At 31.6% G+C, this 19,964-nt stretch carries 20 protein-coding genes; 6 read left to right on the plus strand and 14 right to left on the minus strand.

Going from position 1 to position 19,964, the window contains the following annotated elements; translation table 11 throughout:
• Positions 1-4 precede the first annotated feature (4 nt).
• Positions 5-637, plus strand: coding sequence for a stage II sporulation protein M (locus ACKI5C_RS10870; protein WP_407433131.1), 633 nt, complete (start codon positions 5-7; stop codon positions 635-637).
• Positions 638-668: 31 nt separating this feature from the next.
• Here the strand turns inward: ACKI5C_RS10870 and ACKI5C_RS10875 are convergent, their stop codons facing one another.
• Both ACKI5C_RS10875 and ACKI5C_RS10880 read right to left on the minus strand, forming a co-directional pair.
• Positions 669-1,445 (minus strand): MIP/aquaporin family protein, encoded by a 777-nt coding sequence (locus ACKI5C_RS10875; RefSeq protein WP_407433132.1) that lies wholly within the window; start codon positions 1,443-1,445, stop codon positions 669-671.
• A gap of 8 nt (positions 1,446-1,453) precedes the next feature.
• Positions 1,454-2,953, minus strand: coding sequence for a DUF2193 domain-containing protein (locus ACKI5C_RS10880; protein WP_407433133.1), 1,500 nt, complete (start codon positions 2,951-2,953; stop codon positions 1,454-1,456).
• Positions 2,954-3,100: 147 nt separating this feature from the next.
• Here ACKI5C_RS10880 and ACKI5C_RS10885 point away from each other — a divergent pair, with 147 nt between their 5' ends.
• A complete protein-coding gene (locus ACKI5C_RS10885) occupies positions 3,101-3,538 on the plus strand; it encodes a metallophosphoesterase (protein ID WP_407433134.1) in 438 nt (145 codons plus the stop codon).
• Here ACKI5C_RS10885 and ACKI5C_RS10890 read toward each other — a convergent pair.
• Together ACKI5C_RS10890 and ACKI5C_RS10895 are read right to left on the minus strand one after the other, a co-directional pair.
• A complete protein-coding gene (locus ACKI5C_RS10890; RefSeq protein ID WP_407433135.1) occupies positions 3,525-4,478 on the minus strand; it encodes a malate dehydrogenase in 954 nt (317 codons plus the stop codon). The genes ACKI5C_RS10885 and ACKI5C_RS10890 overlap by 14 nt on opposite strands.
• Before the next feature lie 116 nt (positions 4,479-4,594).
• Positions 4,595-5,239, minus strand: coding sequence for a stage II sporulation protein M (locus ACKI5C_RS10895; RefSeq protein ID WP_407433136.1), 645 nt, complete (start codon positions 5,237-5,239; stop codon positions 4,595-4,597).
• A gap of 57 nt (positions 5,240-5,296) precedes the next feature.
• On the opposite strand from ACKI5C_RS10895, the gene ACKI5C_RS10900 reads away from it, so the two are divergent.
• Positions 5,297-6,217 (plus strand): manganese-dependent inorganic pyrophosphatase, encoded by a 921-nt coding sequence (locus ACKI5C_RS10900; protein ID WP_407433137.1) that lies wholly within the window; start codon positions 5,297-5,299, stop codon positions 6,215-6,217.
• Positions 6,218-6,248: 31 nt separating this feature from the next.
• Here ACKI5C_RS10900 and ACKI5C_RS10905 read toward each other — a convergent pair whose 3' ends face one another.
• The gene (locus tag ACKI5C_RS10905) at positions 6,249-6,890 is read right to left on the minus strand and encodes a hypothetical protein (protein ID WP_407433138.1); all 642 of its coding nucleotides are present in this window, start codon (positions 6,888-6,890) and stop codon (positions 6,249-6,251) included.
• 125 nt (positions 6,891-7,015) lie between these two features.
• On the opposite strand from ACKI5C_RS10905, the gene ACKI5C_RS10910 reads away from it, so the two are divergent.
• Both ACKI5C_RS10910 and ACKI5C_RS10915 read left to right on the plus strand, forming a co-directional pair.
• On the plus strand, positions 7,016-7,708 hold the full coding sequence (locus ACKI5C_RS10910; protein WP_407433139.1) for a hypothetical protein: 693 nt from the start codon (positions 7,016-7,018) through the stop codon (positions 7,706-7,708).
• Positions 7,709-7,812: 104 nt separating this feature from the next.
• Positions 7,813-8,523, plus strand: a complete 711-nt coding sequence (locus ACKI5C_RS10915) for a thymidylate synthase (RefSeq protein WP_407433140.1) — start codon at positions 7,813-7,815, stop codon at positions 8,521-8,523.
• Positions 8,524-8,569: 46 nt separating this feature from the next.
• Here the strand turns inward: ACKI5C_RS10915 and rbr are convergent, their stop codons facing one another.
• From rbr to ACKI5C_RS10940, 5 genes are all read right to left on the minus strand, one after another.
• Complete coding sequence (rbr, locus tag ACKI5C_RS10920) at positions 8,570-9,118, minus strand: rubrerythrin (protein ID WP_407433141.1); 549 nt, start codon at positions 9,116-9,118, stop codon at positions 8,570-8,572.
• A gap of 75 nt (positions 9,119-9,193) precedes the next feature.
• Entirely contained in the window at positions 9,194-10,561 is a 1,368-nt protein-coding gene (gene cca / locus ACKI5C_RS10925; protein ID WP_407433142.1) for a CCA tRNA nucleotidyltransferase, read from the minus strand.
• Between the two features lie 4 nt (positions 10,562-10,565).
• Positions 10,566-11,123: an RNA 2',3'-cyclic phosphodiesterase gene (gene thpR, locus ACKI5C_RS10930; protein WP_407433143.1), complete on the minus strand. Its 558-nt coding sequence runs from the start codon at positions 11,121-11,123 to the stop codon at positions 10,566-10,568.
• A gap of 9 nt (positions 11,124-11,132) precedes the next feature.
• Positions 11,133-12,263 carry a 3-dehydroquinate synthase II gene (locus tag ACKI5C_RS10935; protein WP_407433144.1) on the minus strand — a complete coding sequence of 377 codons (1,131 nt, stop codon included), beginning with the start codon at positions 12,261-12,263 and terminating at the stop codon, positions 11,133-11,135.
• A 9-nt stretch (positions 12,264-12,272) separates the two neighbouring features.
• A complete protein-coding gene (locus ACKI5C_RS10940; protein WP_407433151.1) occupies positions 12,273-13,067 on the minus strand; it encodes a 2-amino-3,7-dideoxy-D-threo-hept-6-ulosonate synthase in 795 nt (264 codons plus the stop codon).
• A 158-nt stretch (positions 13,068-13,225) separates the two neighbouring features.
• Here ACKI5C_RS10940 and ACKI5C_RS10945 point away from each other — a divergent pair, with 158 nt between their 5' ends.
• Complete coding sequence (locus tag ACKI5C_RS10945) at positions 13,226-15,016, plus strand: glycoside hydrolase family 13 protein (RefSeq protein WP_407433145.1); 1,791 nt, start codon at positions 13,226-13,228, stop codon at positions 15,014-15,016.
• A gap of 19 nt (positions 15,017-15,035) precedes the next feature.
• Here ACKI5C_RS10945 and ACKI5C_RS10950 read toward each other — a convergent pair whose 3' ends face one another.
• The 4 genes from ACKI5C_RS10950 to ACKI5C_RS10965 all read right to left on the minus strand — a co-directional run.
• Positions 15,036-16,514, minus strand: coding sequence for an MATE family efflux transporter (locus tag ACKI5C_RS10950; protein ID WP_407433146.1), 1,479 nt, complete (start codon positions 16,512-16,514; stop codon positions 15,036-15,038).
• An 11-nt stretch (positions 16,515-16,525) separates the two neighbouring features.
• Complete coding sequence (locus ACKI5C_RS10955; protein ID WP_407433147.1) at positions 16,526-17,629, minus strand: glucose-1-phosphate adenylyltransferase family protein; 1,104 nt, start codon at positions 17,627-17,629, stop codon at positions 16,526-16,528.
• Entirely contained in the window at positions 17,622-19,019 is a 1,398-nt protein-coding gene (locus tag ACKI5C_RS10960; RefSeq protein WP_407433148.1) for a glycogen synthase, read from the minus strand. The genes ACKI5C_RS10955 and ACKI5C_RS10960 overlap by 8 nt, the downstream gene beginning before the upstream one ends.
• A gap of 364 nt (positions 19,020-19,383) precedes the next feature.
• A partial coding sequence (locus ACKI5C_RS10965; protein ID WP_407433149.1) for a type II CAAX prenyl endopeptidase Rce1 family protein occupies positions 19,384-19,964 on the minus strand: 581 nt, incomplete at its 5' end.

Below are 19,964 nucleotides of genomic sequence, written 5' to 3' on the forward strand. Positions count from 1 at the left end.
ACTTATGAATATTAAAAGTGAAATTAAAGAAGCATTCGTTCAAAATAAAAAAATTTTCAAGATATTAATCGTGCTTTTTGTTATAGGATTTATTATAGGATGTGTTTTTTCTAAGGATTTTGCTTCAATTATAATGCCCATGCTTAAACAGGCAATAGCTAATGATGATGGAGTAATTTCAATTGAGGCATTGGATATAATAATACATAATGTGTCTTCAACTCTTCTAGTCTTTATTGGCTCAATACTATTCGGAATTTATGCTTTATTTTCAATAACCATTAACGGTTTTGCAATAGGATTTATGGCAGGATATACGATTAATTCAGTCCCCAGCCTATTGCTATATTTAGCATTGATAGTTCCCCACGGAATACTTGAGATTCCTGCATTTTTCTGCGGTGATGCTTCAGGAGTAATATTATTCCTCTTCATATACAGAGTAATCAAAGACAAAATGAATAAAAATACATTTAAAGAAGGATATGAAAACAACAAGGAAACATTAAAACATGCCATCATACTGCTATCAATAAGTATAGTCCTATTTGTAATAGCCGGATTAATAGAAGGATACATTACACCGCTAGTAGGAAATTTTGTTAGCCAGCAAGTAAATGGAACCCCATTATTTTAACTAAAAAAAATAAAAGAGTATTTGAAATACTCTATTCATCAAAAAACGGTTGCGGCAAGGCGCAGGCATCATTACATTTAGCAATGTAATTGTAAAGCAATGCTGCTAAAATACCGCCTAAAAGTGGTCCGATCAAATAAATTGGATAGTATGCCCAAAGATTAGCTCCGCCAAGTAAAAAATCCATTAAATATGGTCCGAATGTACGTGCAGGATTGATTGAAGCACCGGTAAATGCTCCTAAAACTACAATAACAGCAGTTACAGTCATACCAATTGACAATCCTGCAAAACCAGGCTCTGCTTTTTTATCAACCGCAACACCCATAACAACTAAAACCAGGAAGAATGTTCCTAAAAACTCGGCAAACATAGCCTGCCAGTAACCAACACCTAAACCTGGGGCTGTAGCACCCAATCCACCGATAGTTACAGCAGCACTTCCCAAACATAAGAACAATGCTAAACTACCAAGACAAGCACCAATGATTTGTGCTACAATATAGTAAATACTATCAATTAATGATATGTTTTTACTTACAAGCAATCCGACAGTTACTGCAGGATTCAGGTGTGCACCGGATATTCTACCGAAGAGATAAATACAGGCCATTACTGTTAAACCAAATGCAAGAGCTATTGCAATCCAATCTCCTAATCCGCCCAAAATACCAATTCCGGCATTTCCCGGATTTAAGCTATCTGAAATCAATAAAGTTACAACAGCAGCTCCTGTTCCAAAAAAGACCAGGAAAAAAGTTCCCAGCAATTCCGCCAAAAACTTTTTTTCAATATTACAAGAAGCCATAATTTCACCTAAACCGCTTCTCTCCATTGACAGTATTCATGTTTACCGTCAACCAATGTTGCAGAAGCACAGTTTTTACATCCTTTAACAGGAGAACCTGGAACATCCTTATTTAAAGCAATGATATTTGTCATCATTGTAGCTGTAATAGGTTCGGATGTAAGCAGACATGGATAATCTGCCAGCCTCATAAGAGATGAGAACCTTACAGTTATTGCACATGCCGGATAAGTGTATCTTTGAGGGTTCATGATTACTTCATTTTCTGCTATTGGGCTTAAATCAACTGCCAAACCATTTATTTTTGGTACTAATTTAATTTTTTCACTGGATCTGGCTTTTCTTGCATCACTAAGTGCTAAAAATCCTCTGTAAATCATGTCCATGAAGTCACAGTTATGCAATTCCGCTGCTGCTCCTCTGGTAGGATACTGCTGTACATAGTTGTGGAATCTTTTATTCAGTAAATCAACAACCATCGGTGCATTAAACCCATCCAATTCCAAAATATATTCAGTTGCACATGCAGATGAACCTGTTGCAAGTTTCAATACATCGGAAGGAGATTTATAATTGTCAATATTGCTTGTTAAACTGGCATCAATCACTTCAGCAGTAGCTTTAATGATATTTAATGTTACATCATCTTTTACCATATTATAACTTGCCTGGCCAATATGGTGACCGATATCCCCAACACAGTATGCAGGAACAGTTACAATGTTTCCATAATGGACGCCATCGTCAATAGCTGCCTTAACAACAGATCCCATTTCCTTTTTATATCCGTTCATATATTTTCTTACATCGAATGAAGAATGATCTGCTTCATCCATCAGTGTTCCCTGAGCTTCAATAGGTTCGCGATAAACCATCTGCAAGGTTTCAATTTCTTTTTGTGTTGCTTCAGCTGCTGTCAAGCCATCTTCTATAGCGTTTGCAAATGCATCCCCAATACCGTAGGACGTGTTCATACCCCATGACTTGGCAGACAGGATTGCCTGTTTATGCATTAAAGGAATATCAATCGGTGTTAAAATTTGATTTACAACATTACTTGTACTACCAGGCATTAATGCAAAGTCAACTACACAGGTCGGACCATAAAATCCACCATATCGTCTAATTGATTCCTTGGAAATTAACGCTTCATTATCAGCAATAGCATCAATGAACTTGTCCAGGCTGTCTGCAAAATCACCGTCTTCTTCACACAATATTTCCAGTACAGGAGGGGTTTGATAATGTTCAATAAACGGATCATCTTCCGGACGGATGGTTTTGGTAACGGAAGTCAATACTTTATAGTGGCTTTCAACAGATTTTTTGTGTAGATTAATTACACTTTCTGATTGATTGTCCAGGGCCTTCATATTAGCTACTGCATCAGCATAAGGCTTGGCATCAGTAACTTTAAAGTCATTATATCTGTTTTCAGATATTACTTCAATATCTGCTCTTTGAGCAGCCATTGATTCATTAATCATTTTTTCATATAATTCTTTCATTATATCAACCTCAGATTCTATGAAAAATTCAACTGCTTTTTAGAATTTTTAAACAATCCTACCCTTTAGATAATACAATATTATCTTATTTAATAATTTAAAAATAGATTATATAAATATATTGTAACAAAAAAGTAATTGATTAATATGATAATTGGACTAATTTCAGACACACACATATCACCCCAAAAGGGAAAACTTAATGAAAAAATATTCAAAATATTTGAAAATGCCGATTTGATACTTCATGCAGGAGACATCACGTCACAAAAGGTATTGGATGAATTATCTGAAATCGCACCTGTCACGGCGGTTTTGGGAAATAATGATGAATTGAATTTAAATAGAAATGAAACAATTAATGCCAACGGAAAAACGATTGTTCTGGTACATGGAGATAATATTAATGACCTGTATGAATTCGGACTGGAGAACAATGCCGATATTGTTGTAAGCGGCCATACGCACAGCCCTAATTTTGAAAAAATCAAGAAAATATATTTGATTAACCCTGGAAGAGCATCAAAATCTGTTGCAATACTAAAAATAGAAAAAGAAATTGAAGTTAAATTCATTGAGATTTAAAGCTCTTTTTAACTTCTTCAGTAGATTGCCTTACAAATTCCGCAGCTGCCTTAAACTTTTCTTCCTCATAATCATTCATATGAATCGGAACAATCATAGCTATTCCCTTTTTTGATAAAACAACAGGAACACCTAAAGATACATCTTTAACACCAGCAATTTCACCATCCAAATATGTACTGACGGTTAAAATCCTATGGCTGTCAGTTATAATTGTTGAAATTAAATTTGAAATAGCAAATGCAGGACCATATTCCGTAGCACCTTTTTTGGATATAATTGTATTTCCCGCCTTCCTAAGACGTTTGATTATTCTTGGAATATCCATGTCTACAGACTGAACAAAGTACTTCAATGGAATACCACCAATAGTAGTTGAACTTAATAAAGGAACCATATGATCTCCATGTTCACCGATAACCCTTGTGTGGACTTCTGAACTGTTGATATCAATCTGTTTTGAAAAATATGCCTTAAGCCTTAAAGAATCAAGGTGGTTTCCAATTCCAATAACTCGTGTCTTGTCAAAACCTGATGCTTCAAGAGCAACAGATGTCATAACATCAACAGGATTGGTAGCTATTAATATAATGGAATCCGGAGCATAAACTGCAATTTTTTCTGCATAATTTCTTACAATTTCTGCATTTGGAACAGCTAAATCCATTCTAGTCATTCCTTCTTTTCTTGGAGTACCTGCTGTAATTAATACAATATGGGAATTTTTTATATCATCATAATGCGTTGAAGGAATTAATTTACAATCAATATCTTCTGCAGCCAGTGCATCATACATATCAAAAGATTCACCCTTAGCCTTATCAATACTTCCTTCTCTTGCAAATAAAACAATTTCATCAACGGTGTCGGCTCTTGCTAGGGTGAATGCAACATTTTTTCCGATTACACCCGTTGCACCCAAAATACTTACTTTAACCATAAGATTATATTGGTTTTTGTTATAAAAATAATTTTCTAACTGGGAAAAAAATTAAACAGACATCCCTTATGCAACATTTAACTGTGTACAAAAACAAGAAAAAAGTTAAATAACTATTAAAAAAGATTAGCAATCATATTACCGAATGGTATGCTGATGTATTCTTCCAAAAATCCGGCAAATATCATGACCAAAAAGCCAAGGACAAATACGGCCAATGACTGATACAGCAATATTTTATTGATTTCAAGAGAATTGGTAATTGCACCATTAGCCAAATGTTGGGAAGGCTTGAAAATATCCTTAATCGATTTAATTATAAAATAGAACAGCAAAAATCCTGCAAAACTGTTTAAAACAGTAGATGCATCTTCAAAAAATCCATGAAGACATGTCAATTTTAAAAAAAGGAATGGATCACCACATGCAAGTTCAGTTGCTCTTGAAACAATACCTGACATTCCGATATTAAAGGTCATGTCATATACAGGTCCCAAACAGAAAAATATTGCTCCAATATAACTCAAAACATTAATATAACAGTTATTGATAATGATAACCATCATATCTAGAAATGAAAACTGTGTTTCCTGAGAAAGATAAGCCAAATCGGCCAGTTCATATGGAGTGAAGATATAATCTGCAAGGAAATATGTACCAATCCAGCATGATGCTGCAAATAGTATTGTAAAAATTAATAAGTATTTATGTTCAACAAAAGCACTCCTTAAATATTTGAAATAACTATCCAAAAATGACATTATTTATAAATTTATAACTACATATTAATAAATATTATAAAAATTCAAAGTGATAATATGGATAAGACTTATATTTTCGGACACAAAAGTCCAGATACAGATACAATCACATCAAGTTTAGTTATGTGTGAATTGGAAAAGAAACTTGGAAACGAGAATGCTGTTGCATGCAGATTAGGTAATATTAACAAAGAAACTGAATTTGTTTTAAATTATTTAGATATTGAAGCACCGGAATTAATCGAATCCCTTGATGAAGGCAGCGATGTAATTTTAGTAGACCACAACAGTCCATCCGAATCAGTTGACAATTTAGAAAACATGAACATCAAAAAAGTGGTTGATCACCATAAAATAGCTCTTGAAACATCATATCCATTATTTTACAGAGCTGAAGCTGTAGGGTGCACTGAAACAATATTATGCAAATTATTCAATGAAAATAATGTTGAAATTCAGCCTAAAATTGCTCATTTAATGTTATCTGCAATTATTTCCGATACCTTGCTTTTAAAATCACCTACAACAACTGATGACGATAAAAAAGCAGTAGAAGAATTGGCCAAAATAGCTGATGTAGATTACGAAGAATACGGTTTGGAAATGCTAAAAGCAGGAACTGACCTTTCAAGCTTTACCATTGATGAGATTTTAGCTCTTGATGCTAAACAAATTGACTTTAAAGATGTTAAATCCATTGTAAATCAGGTAAACACTGCAAGCATTCCGGATGTTTTGGAAATGAAAGATGAATTAGAGGCAGGAATTGAAAAAATAATTGAAAAAGAAGATTTGGATTTATTTATGCTTTTAATAACCGATATCGTTAACAGCAATTCTCAGGTAATCGTTTTAGGTAAAGATGCAAGCCTCGTAGAAAAAGCTTATGGCGTTAAACTTGAAGACAATACTGCACTTTTGGAAGGTGTAGTTTCACGTAAAAAACAAGTCGTTCCTATAATGACTGAAAATGCTTAAGTGAGTTTTTAAAACTCACCCCATTTCTTTTTTAAAATAATTTTTCAATCAAATCATCATCGTTTTTATAGAATGTTAAATAATCCATTATCATAGGCGGCGCCTGAAGTACAGCCATGGAATTTTTAATGGACGCATAAATAGTTTTTGCACCATTTTCTATAGCGACCCTCAATATATCAGGCAAATTAACAAAACTTTCATCATTGAGTATACATATATCAGACGGAATAACCTCATTATTATTTAAGCTTTCAATTGCTACAAACAAAGGTGTTTTAAATTGACTGGTTAAACTACTACCTGTTAAATTATCAAGTGTTATTTCATAATTTATGTCATCAAAATTATTTCTGATTTCATTTTCAATTTGGGGAGGACTAACCTTAAGTTCATCAGACTCTTTAACACCTAACCTGTAAATATCGACCTGATTGTCCTGACTATTGGCTACAAATAAAACTTCCCCTTCACTTAATTCAGTAGTGGAAAAATGTTCACTGACATCCTTTACAACGGTTTTATCTTCTTTTTGCGGTAATTCCACTTCTTCTTCACAGGAAGATTTCTTATCAATGCCATTTAACTGCTTAAGCAAATCAATTATTTCATCGTTTTGCCTGACTATTTTTTCATTAAGTTCTATCAATCTATCCAGCTTTTCTTCACTCATTGAATCGCCCACTATACATAACAAATATCTAACTAATAATTTAATTGAATTAATATAAGTAAATTACTTTTAAAAGAAAGAATTAAATTTAAGTTATAATAAATGATTTATAAAGGTGAATAATTATGGATAATAAAATAAAGATTATAATAATAATTGTACTTTTAGCTATAATTTCTTCAGTATTTCTCTTTGATTTTACTTCCCATAATTCCGGTTCTAATGTCAATCACTGGGAAAATGATTTGGGAAGCATAGATAAAATTGTTTACGGAAACGAAAATTCCGATACAGAACTTGTTTTAATTGCAGGTATTCACCCAAGAGAAAAATTAGCTATTGAACCTGAAATCAAAGCTGCAAAGGAATTTGCCGAAAAGCATGATGTCAAATTTACAGTATATCACGTTAATGTAACCAAAAATCCTGACGATTATCAGCAAAGCCGTGACAATGGTGAAAGCCTGGTCCATGACTATATAGTTCCGGACATTAATAATACAAAGGCAAAAGCTGTAATTATCAGTCATTCACATATTGAAGGATATGGCGAAGGATTTTACTTGGCTACACCTGCAATGGATAAAGCATCTGTTGAAATTTCACAGAAAATAGCAAATTCAAGTGACTTTAAATACTTCCCAAGAAACGTATCCCAACCGATTAAAGCAACATCTGCAACACTTGTTTCAAATCCGATTGCATATGCAGGCTATCCTACATTTGTTTATGAAATACCTGAAAACATTAACGATCAAGATTCAACAAACAAAGCTCTTGAACTGTTTGAATTGATGTACAATACAGTTAAAAAATAGTAATGTAATGGCTCCCCATTACATTTTATTTCTTATTTTTTTTAAACATTAAATTTTAATAATTCAAAAAACAAACATAAGAACAATATAAGGGATTGTTTAAGATGTTAAGTATTAATCAATGTTATTTGGATTTCGTTAATAAAATTCTAAAAGAAGGAAAAGAAACTTATAAAGACAGTAATCATCATTTAAAGGAAAGTTTAGGAAACTTCTATATAATAGATGACCCTCTAGACCTAAAATTCAGAGCTAAATATCAAAATTACACCACAGATATGATGCTGTCCGACATTAAATCAGGAAGATTCGACATGGAAGGATGTCCAATAAAAAGCGATGCATTATACGAATATGTAAGATCAGTAGAAGACCCTGAAATTATCCATAACACACAGGGATTCGTATACACATACCCAAACCGTATCTTTGCACATTTTGATGTTGACCAGTTTGAAAGCATGAAAAAAAGAATCCTGACTGCAACAGGATCAAACCGTGCGGTAGCTGTAACAATAAATCCTATAGAAGATGCTGAAGAGGAAGACATTCCTTGTTTGCAGTTCCTGCAATGCATTGTCCGTGATAATGAATTGACAATCCACTGCATATTTAGAAGTAACGATATTTACGGAGCATTCTATTCCAACATGTTCTTTATCACATATCTCGGAATAAAAATGAAAGATGAAGTTAATAAAGAGATAATGGGCGAGAAACTGAACTTCGGAGGAGTCCATTACCACTCCACATCAGGCCACATATATAGTACTGACTTAAAAGCAGCCCGTAAATTAATAGCTAGCAACAAATAGCTATTAAACCTTCTTTTTTTAAAATAAAAAATAAAAAGAAATTAGATTAGATATAGCTCAAATCTAATTTTCTATAGTGTCCCTGAGGATGATTACACATCGGACATACTTCAGGTGCACTTTTTCCAACATACAAGTTACCGCAGTTGCCGCATTTCCAGGTAATTACATCAGGTTTCTTGAATACACTGCCATTTTCAATGTTTTCCACGAATCTTTTGTACCTGTTTTCATGGGCTTTTTCAATATTGGCAGTCAGTTCAAACAAATCTGCAATATCATCAAAACCTTCTTCACGGGCTTCAACGGCAAAATTTGCATACATGTCAGACCATTCATATTCTTCAGCATCGATAGCTTCACCCAAGTTGGTTAAAGTGTCTTTAACTTCTCCATCATGTAACAGTTTAAACCATACTTTTGCATGTTCCTTTTCATTGTCTGATGTTTCTGAAAATATTTCAGATAACTGAACATAGCCGTCTTTTTTTGCTTGGCTTGCATAGAATTCATATTTCACACGTGCAAGTGACTCTCCTTGAAGAGCAGTTAAAAGATTTTTTTCGGTTTTACTACCTTCTAATTTACTTGTCATATTATCACCTGTAAAATTAAAAGGCTTTTTTATAATATTTAAAGATTTGGTGATTAAATGGTAACTAAAAAATAATTAACGTTTAATATGCTGATTTGGATATAAAAAATCATCTAAAAAGATTAAAAACTCGTTATTTTCAGCCAAATCATTGATATCTACAATTTCATATGTATCCAAAATTGGTTGGGTTAAGTTTTTGCCTACCTTAATGCGGAAAATCTGCTCTTTTGTAAACAGATTAACAATAAAATCCTGTGGCGTTGTAAATTCCCTTTCAACATTTGAAACCATAACATCATCAATAAGATAACAGTTTTTTAAGCCAAATTTCTCAATGAAATTATTGCAGGCCTGCTTATAGTAGACCTTAGGCCCTTCATGGACTTTAACGTTATTCAATTGAGATACTGCCAATTCAAGCAAAATTATTGCACAGGTTTCTTCATCAGTCCAGTAATCGTTCTGGAAAACTAAAAAATCGTTTTTATTCAATATTTTTCTTAAAGAATCAGAAGTCTTTTTAAGCTGCGGATGTAGGGTATCAAGAGGTATTTCAGGTATATCAAATTTTATAGCTATAAGATTGCTTTCACGATGTTTAAATTCATTTAGAATAGTGTTTTTTTCCAGTTTTTTATCTAACGGGAAGAAATACTGGTCTTTTTTATTGGAATTAAGGTAATTACGTGCTGATTGTATGAACTGTGAAAACTTGTCCAATCTTAATGCTGCCCCAACATTTCTGTTCTTATCGGTAGGATCTATACAGATTAATGGATCTTTAAAATTTTTAGCCGTACCATACTCTTTTAAATCTATGATATGGCCATATTGCCATTCACTAGCTTCTTTGAGAGTATTTTCAAAAGTTCCGTATTGTATTATCAGCAATTCACATAAATATCCTGCAAATCCGCCGACCTTAAATTCGGAACCGTAAGTTCCTGTCATGTCCATGAATCTTTTCAAAAGAAGGACTTCTTCGTTTTGACCTTCAGCCAGATTGGCCTGAACATATTTTGTATGCAGAATTGTCCTGTCTACTGCAGATTTAAGCTGACTTCCATCATCTATCCTATAACATGGGACAAAATCTACTTCAAAACCTTCAATTTCAGTCGTTACATAAGGATGAGATGCAAACTGATGATTGGGAACTGCATCAAATGCATCACAGCACTGATGAGCCAAATCAAGTCCAGTTTGTTTTAAATCTTTTTTATCAGTAGTTAATGGAAAGGCTATAAAAATATCGATGTCTGATTTGCCACGCAAATAGGTTTTTTTAGCAACAGAACCTACAAGAACAGCCTGAGCATCAATATTATCAACGAGACATTTGTCATTGAAAAAATCAAGAAGTTTATTTGAAACTTCCCTAACTTTATCTTTTTCATCCGGTGTTGGTTTAATTTCATCTAAAATATATTTATAATCCATTAAATCACAGCTTAAACTCAATTAAATCTTCATAAATTGGTCCTGATGGTGTTAAAGTACTCTTCTTTAATACAATACGAGTGACTTCCATTGAACCTATATCAACATTATCAAATGATTCAATTGTATTTTTAACTTTCTCCTTTCCTTTTGCTGATCTCATACGGCCTATTGTCAGGTGAGAGGAGAATTTTTTATCCAAATCAAAGCCTAAAGAATTGAACTGCTTATCCAGTTTATCATGCAAATCCTTTAAAATCCTATCTTCATCCAAACCTACCCAGATTACTTTTATCCGGTTTTTATTCGGAAAGGCACCGCAGCCTTTTATTTTAATATTGAATGAATCAAAATCATTTACTACATTTTCTATTCTTTCAGCAAGCACATCAATTCCTTCAGTATCGATATCCCCAAAGAACTTCAATGTAAAATGGAGGTTTTGCAAATCAACATATTTAATATTTGCATCAATCTGCTTGAATTCACGGATAATCTTGTTTATTTTAGGTTTTAAATCATCATCTAAGTCAATTGCTAAAAAGGCTCTGATTTGTGACATCAATATTCCTCATTGTTCAATAATTGTTTCGTCAATAGCTATACCAAAGTGTCTTGCACTTTTTTCAATATATACTTTTACTTTATCTCCAGGTTTTGCATCTGCAACAGATAACGGATTATTATCAGCATCAACAATTCTTATTGTTTCTGCATTCTGGAGTAATGTTCTGATTGTTCTGCCTTCGTATTCAGCTTCAATTAATATTAATGGTCTTCTTTCAATTTTACTTCTTCCGACATATGCTGTACGGGTTTCACCTTCAGTATTTACAATCAATACTTCATCCCCTGCAACAAGTTCGGATAAATATCTTGTTTTGTTTCCAGGAACCATAACATATGCCTGAACCGGACCTGCATTAACTCTGAATGGTCTTGAAGCTACATATTCGCTTTCCAATGATTCTGAGTGAACCAAAAACAATGATTTAGAATAAGACCCGATTAGCATACCTTCTCCAGGCACCATCATGTCAGTGGTATCGATACACACCCTGTCACCTGAACCTAAGGATTTGACATTGGTGATTGTAGCTGTTTTCAATTCATATTTGACTTTGGATGCATCATCAACTTCCTGTGCAATTTCCTTAATCTGTGCAAAATCATTTGCTTCAAATATTACGCCGTCAGTTCCATGTTCCAAAGTTTCCAAAGCCAATTTGGCACCGTCCTTGTCTGCTACTGCAGCGATAATGTTAACATCCACTTTTTGAAGGTCTGCTATAATATTTTCCAGCGGAATTACAGTCCAATCAGTTCCCACAAGGATAATATAATCAACGATTGGTCCCAATTTTACTGCAAGTTGTTCGTGTAATTTGTCAGTGATTTTAATATATGCACAAACAGTTTTACCTTCTCCTTTAGCTTTTTTGGCATCGGCCAAATCTTTGGAGTCAGATAAATTTTCACTTAAATCAACTGCTCCGTCTCCTTCACCATCTATTCCAACAAGATATATGTCAGCATCTTCTTCGGTAGAAATAATGTTTACGTTTCCAAGTTTGCGAATTTTATCGCTATACTCCAAATCAAGCACATAACTGATACCTGATTCAAGTGCAGTTGTTATCATTTCCTTTCTATCATCCCATGGAAGATCCGGAGTCATTATCCAAGCGAATTTATTTTGCATCTAATCACCCTATTTTAAGATTTTTAAAGCTTCTTCAACTTCCATATCATTATGAACTACTTCTGATATTGCTTTTGTAATTTTTCCAGGATTTTCTGCTTGGAAAAGATTACGTCCAAATGCTACACCTGCTCCTCCAACGCTTAAAGAATCCTTTACCATATTTAATAATTCTTCATCAGTGTCTACTTTTGGTCCTCCCGCAATAACTACAGGGACAAGTGCACCTTCAACTACTTCTCTAAATGAATCTGGATCACCAGTATAATTTGTTTTTACAATGTCTACTCCCAATTCTGAACCTACACGAGCAGCATGTTTTACAAATTCCACATCAAGTTCATTTTCCACTTTCTGACCACGTGGATACATCATTGCTAAGAGTGGAATACCCCAGTAATCACAGGTTTCAGCTATTGATCCTAATTCCTGCAACATTTCACTTTCGGTTGCGCTTCCAAGGTTTACATGTACTGAAACTGCATCTGCACCTAATTGGATTGCCTTTTCAACTGAAGTTACGGTTACCTTATTGTTTGGATCCGGTGCAAGGGAAGTACTTGCTGATAAGTGTACAATAAGACCAATGTCCTTACCGTATCCTCTGTGACCTCTTTGAACGATTCCTTTGTGCATTAAAATTGCATCTGCTCCTCCTTGGGAGATTTCTTCAACAGTATCATCAATATTTACAATTCCTTTAATAGGTCCGCTGGAAACACCATGATCCATTGGTGCAATAACTGTTCTGCCAGTATTCCTATTAAAAATTCTTTCTAAACGGATTTTTTTACCAATCATTATATTACCTTCCAATAAAATAACATTATATAATATATTATTGATGTTATATATAGTTTAATTCCTAAAGGAATAACATTTAAAAATGATAATAAAATAAAATAATATTATATAATAAGCAATGATTAAATTAAACAAAATTACATTAAAAAGGGGTTAAAATGTTTGAAGTAAAATATGATTCACAAGATTTGAATTATAAAAAACCATTCGGTGCAGTAAAGCAAAAAAACAATATAAATTTTAATATTAAAACTAATGAATTATGCGATGTAAAACTCATTACCCAATCAAAATCCGGATTTGAAAGCTTTGACTTGGATTGTATTGGCCAAGAGGGCAACTATTATAAATATTCTCTTGAATTTGATACAACAAACTATATCGGACCGATATATTATTATTTTGAATTAAATAATAATGGTAAACTTTATTATTATATAAACAATGATGATGTGATTGGTGGCATAGGGAAATTGGATACTATAAAACCTGATTTCTACGACTGCATAGAGAAAACTCAGGAAAAAAAACCTGATTCATTTTATTCAGTTTATATCCATAATATAAAAAATAAAGTTCCTGAATGGTTTAAAACAGGTGTAACATACCATATTTTTGTTGATAGATTTGATAATGAAGATTCTTCATTAGAATCTGTTCATAAAGGAGGCTTTGAAGTTCATGGAGGTAATTTAAAAGGAATTATAAAAAGATTAGATTATCTTGAAGATTTAGGAGTCAATATTATTTATTTAAGCCCTATCTTTGAAGCTGAAGGATCCCACAAATATAATATTGGAGATTATGAAAAGATAGCTAGTGATTTTGGTGATATAGACATATTCAAACAATTGGTTAGTGAAATAAAAAAGAGAAATATGTATTTAATTTTAGATGGGGTCTTTAATCATAGTGGAAGTGACAGTAAATATTTCAACAGATATGGAAATTATGATTCTTTAGGAGCATATCAGTCAAAAGATTCAAAATACTATAACTGGTATAAATTTACAGATTTTCCTGAAAAATATGAATGTTGGGAAAATATAGATACATTGCCAGAATATAATCAAAAAAATAAAGAAGTCCTTGACTACTTCTGTTATAATGAAAATTCCATTATAAACACCTGGTTAAATCTAGGAATAAACGGCTGGAGATTAGATGCTACTGACTTATTAAGTGACGAATATTTAACCCACATCTATAACTCCATTAAAGAAAATAACCGCGATGCAATAATTATTGGTGAACTGTGGCAAGACGCAACTACATTCATATCTAAAGAAGATAAAAAAATAAGAACATATATGTGCGGAAATGAAATCGAATCAGTGACAGATTATCCGTTTCATGGTTTGACAATTAATTATGCGCTCGGAAATTTAACACCGAATACATTCTGTAAAAAGCTTTATTCCTTAATAGAAAACTATCCTATTGAATATTATTATTCCTTATGGAATTTTACAGGTACTCATGACATTCCTAGAATACTTACAATATTAGAGGATAATATTACTTATTTAAAGATAATGGCCGTTTTATTAATGACGCTTCCAGGAGTTCCTTTGATTTACTATGGTGACGAAGTTGGTCTTAAAGGAGAAGATGATCCTGATAACAGAAAGGTATTTCCTTGGAATAACATGAACATGGATATTTATAATCATTTCAAAGAACTTATATCCATCAGATTAAATTCCAATGCATTGAAAAAAGGTTCCATCCACTTTATTGAAAATGATGATTTTTTAATATATGAAAGAAAATTTGAAGATGAAGAAATATACACAGTATTGAATAATGCAGACAGCAAAGTCTTCAACATTAATTTAATATCTGATGATATAACATTAAAAGATATTCAGACCAATGAAATTTTTGATTCATCCAACAATGAATTTGAATTAGAAAAATTATCATTTAAAATTTTAAAAAAAGTTTAAAAAAATGTTAATTCTTAAATTAACATTCTTTTACTTTATTCATTTTTAAATTAAGTATTCTCTGGGTTTTATATAGTGAGAATAAACAACCCAACAATCCTCCAAGGATAATAAAAACATATACCATAACTACATCATGGAAAACTAAAACACCAATGAATCCAAATAAAATCTCTAAAACAACAGAACGTAGAGATGATAGAATAAATGACTCCTTATAACATTGTATACCTTGCAATATTGAAACTGATATTAAACCAAATGGCATTATCATTAAAAGTATATTAAGAGCAGGTAAAGCAAAATTCAATGCAGCAATTTCAGCCATATCATTATTAACAACAAATAGATGTGTAATTTGATTGTTGAATATTAAAACTATTACCCACAATACAGCTGAGATTAAACATGCAATTTTAAGCTCATATTTCAACAGTCCTTTCATTGTTTTAAAGCTATTTTTACCAAACAAGTATGCGATAATTGTAACATTACCCTCAGCGATTGCTAAAACAGGTATAATTAAAAAGCAATATACCTTATATGATGCAATAAATGCTGCTAAATCCGGAGGTGAATTTAATAAATTAAAAATAACATTTGCTAAAAATCCAAATAAAGATAAAATAATACTTTCAAAAGTAATTGGAAGTGAATCATAAAATATTTTTCTCATAATACTCCAATCATGACTGAAAAGAGTGCCTGGTAAAGTTAGTTGAATATAATCGCTTTTCATCATGAAATAAACCAATAAAGTACAACATAATGCTGAACAGAATACTGTTGCAATAGCTGCACCAAAAACACCATATCCTAATTCATGAATAAGAATATAATCCAATACAATATTTAATAATGAAGTTGAAGCTAAGGAGTAAGTGGTTTTAGTAATTTCACCCGAAGCTTTTAAAATAGCCGGTATTACAGCTGCAAAGAAGAAAAATATATTTCCACCGAATAGAATATAACCATAAATTAATGCAGGCTCAATAGCTGGCTCATAAATGTTAAGTGCCAATAATAATGGTTTTAATGTTAATATTAGAAATACTGATAATATAATACCTATAATCAATGTTAAAACAATACTATTATCAACAATTTTACGTGCATAATCTTTCGATGTATATTTACTAATTGCATATGATAATGATGAATTTGTTGCAACAGATAATCCCGTACCAAATCCTACAAGTATTACAAAAATGGATTGTATAATACCCACACCAATTAAGCTAGCAGATCCACATTCTGAAACAAAAATAGTGTCAATCAATCCATTTAATGAAAGACAAAGCAATGAAAAAAATGATGGAATGACCATAGACCTTAACGCCTTTTTAGGATTTTCATTAACCAAATCTTTTAAATCCTGAGATTTACCATTAAGCTTATCAAATAACTTTTTAGTTTTACCCACAACGTAGTCTTTTTTTGAAGATGAAGACTTTTCCTGGTCATTAATTTCATCAATCCAATCAGACATTTTAGCCATAACATCACCAATTAAATTATTATAATATTATCCGGTTCACCAATTACATCTTCTTTAATTACACAATTTTGTGATATTACTGCATATTTAATAGTAACTCCCTTTTTAACAGTACAATTATCCATTAAAACAGAATCCTTAATTTCGACACCAGGTTCTATACGAACATTATTACCAATTACCGAATGAATGATTACGCCACTAATAAAAGATTTCTTACCTATAATTGAAGAAGACATCTTTGAATCGGAATCAAAGAACGCCGGAACTGAAGTATAAGTATCTTGTGAAATTTTAAACCTTTCATTAAAATTTAAAAATTGTAAAATAAGATGAGGATTATCCAAAATAGCCATATTAATTTGCCAAAATGCCTGAATAGTACCTAAATCTCTCCAAAAACCTTCAAACTTATACACACCAACATTGTATTTTTCAAGATAAAATGGTATAACATCTCTTCCAAAATCCAGATTATATCCAATTTTTTCCACCAATTCATCCAAAACTTCAAATAATAATTCTTTTTTGAAAATATAAATTCCCATTGATGCAAAATTGCTTTTAGGATTTTCAGGTTTTTCTTCAAAAGATTCAATTTTTCCATTTTCATCTAAATTAAAAATACCAAAACGACTTGCCTCTTCCATTGGAACTTCAACACACCCAATTGTTAAATCAGCATTATTTTCTTTATGAATTTTATAAAAATCAGCATAATCCATAGAATATACATGATCTGCGGATAAAATTATTATATCTTCAAAATTATCCCCAACTATATCTCTATTTAAATAAACAGAATGCGCAGTGTTTTGATATATAATATTTTCTTTACTGGTCAATTTAGTTTTTGGAGGTAATATATAAAAATTTCCAATAGAAGGGAGGTTAGATTCAAATACATATTTAATTAAGTCAATTGATTCATACTGTACAATAAGTGCTATATTAAATATATCCGAATATAGACAATTTAATAAAGTAAAATCTACAAGATGATAATGAGAACCAATTTTGACTAATGGTTTACATGTATCTTTAGTTAAAGATTTCAATCTACTTCCTTCTCCTCCAGCTAACAAAAAACAAAATAACTTATTCATATCATGCATTATTATCACCTATTTCTTTATAAAAATTAACATAATTTTCAATACGTTTCTCCCAAGAGTTATCTGTATTATAAGCATTTTTCATTAATTTTAACCACTTTTCTTTATCATTAAAGTATACATCTTTTGCAGTGTTAATCGTATCAACTAATTCTTCAACACCAAATTCATTCAATTTAAATCCGTTGGCATTTTCCAAATCATATTCAATAATACTATCTTTTAAACCACCAACATTTGTTACAATTGGCAGACAAGCATGATATTGTGAAATTAACTGACTAATACCACAAGGTTCAAAAAATGAAGGCATTAAAAACATGTCTGAAGCAATATAAATTTCATTAGCCAATTGTGAATCAAAATCAATGATTGCAATATAATTATCCAGTTTACCATTTAATTCGGCATATTGCTCATCATAGCCTTCATCACCAGTACCTAAAACTATTAACTGGCCATTTTCTACAATATCTTTTATAGCTTCCAGAATAATATGTGATCCTTTTTGATAACTTAATCTGCAGATATATGCAAATAAGGGAATATCCTTATCAACTTTTAAGTTAAATCTCTCCTGTAATTTTAATTTATATTTTTCTTTCACCTTAACAAATGACTCGAAATCATCTGATAACCTGTCATAAGTACTTGTATCCAAACCGTTGAGAAATCCGACTGCATTCTTTTCACAATATAAATCCTCCAAACCTTCACCAAAATTAGTATATTTAATTGATTCGGCATAATCCGGACTAACTGTTAAAACATAGTCTGCATTAAAAACAGATACTCTCAATAAATTAATATCATCTTCATCCCAATTATCATCAATATAATACTCAAATAATGATTTTGAGTTTGTTTCATTGAATTGATAATGTCCTTGGAAATATGCATTGTGAATTGATACAACATGTTTGCAATTCATATCACCTTTATTTTTACTGATAAAGGATAGTAATCCTTCATGATAATCATTTGTATGGATAATATCAGGATTTATTGATTCTTGTTTTATTAATTCATAAATAGAACGGCTAAAAAATGACCATCTTAACAAATCATCGTCATATCCATATAACTTTTCTCTGTTGAAATAATATTCATTATCTATTAGATAAACATCAATATTACCTATTTTTTTAAACAAAAAATTTCCGCCAATTTTTTCTAAATCTTCATCAGCCGTAATTTTAGAATTGGCAATTTTAAATTGACCGATATTTTTAAAATCTTTATCATCAACATTTTTAAAATTTGGCAATATTACACAAACATTAAATTCATCATATTTAGATAATGCATTAGATATTCCATAAATAGCGTCTCCTAATCCTCCAGTTTTAATAATACTTTCAAATTCAGTAGAAGCAATTGCTATATTCATCATATCCCTCCCTTATTATATATTATTACAAAGACATATATTAAATTTATTTATATTGTACTTTCTTTAAAAAAAAGACTTTGTAGAAATCCTATTTGATTTTCGCAAAAATTTTTTAAAAATCTATACAAAACTCAAAAACACAATCTACAACATTTACAGATTAACTCAAATTTTATAAATATACAAATCCTACCAATATGTTCAAGAGCATCAATTGATTATTCTATCATCCAGTATGCATAAGTATTATTCAAATAAGAAATTTTGTCATCAAAAGTTATTGATAATATTTTTAATTAGACACGAAAGAAAAAAAAGGTTCGGTGGAGAATCATTTCCTCCACATTTTATGATTCAATCCTTAGGCAGTAGGTAATATATGCAATAGACTAAGTATTAATGGAACAAAATCTCGTATAACATGGATTAGATATCCAACCCATACATTTTTGGTTTTCAGAAATGCATAATACTCAAATATTGAACCGAAACCCTGAATCAGTATTATCTGCAAAATCCTGCCGTTATAGGCATTGTAATGGACAATTCCAAAAATTACCATTGATGCAATAAGACCTATGGATAGGGCCATGCCACGGTTGCTGGTTAATTTGTAGATTACATACATTATCAGAAGCAGAAGTAATATCTTGAAGAATTCCTCTCCCATCAGCTGGATAAGCATACCCAATGCAGTCATTAGAGTTACTTGCTCACCTACTGTGGGATGAGGTGCCATTCCCAGGAAGGCATTTAAAATCAGGCTTATCACAATAGAATAGACATACATTCCTATTACACATAATATTATCAGTCCAAAATCTTTAAGCCTTAATTTCTTAAAGAACAATCCGTAGTTTCCTTTGCAGATGTATAGTGCTGGAACTGTGCCTATCAAAAAGACGGCTATTGGAAGATAATCGCCAGGTATTGGTATGACTG

It is taken from the genome of Methanobrevibacter sp., assembly GCF_045646045.1.
GTDB lineage: Archaea > Methanobacteriota > Methanobacteria > Methanobacteriales > Methanobacteriaceae > Methanocatella.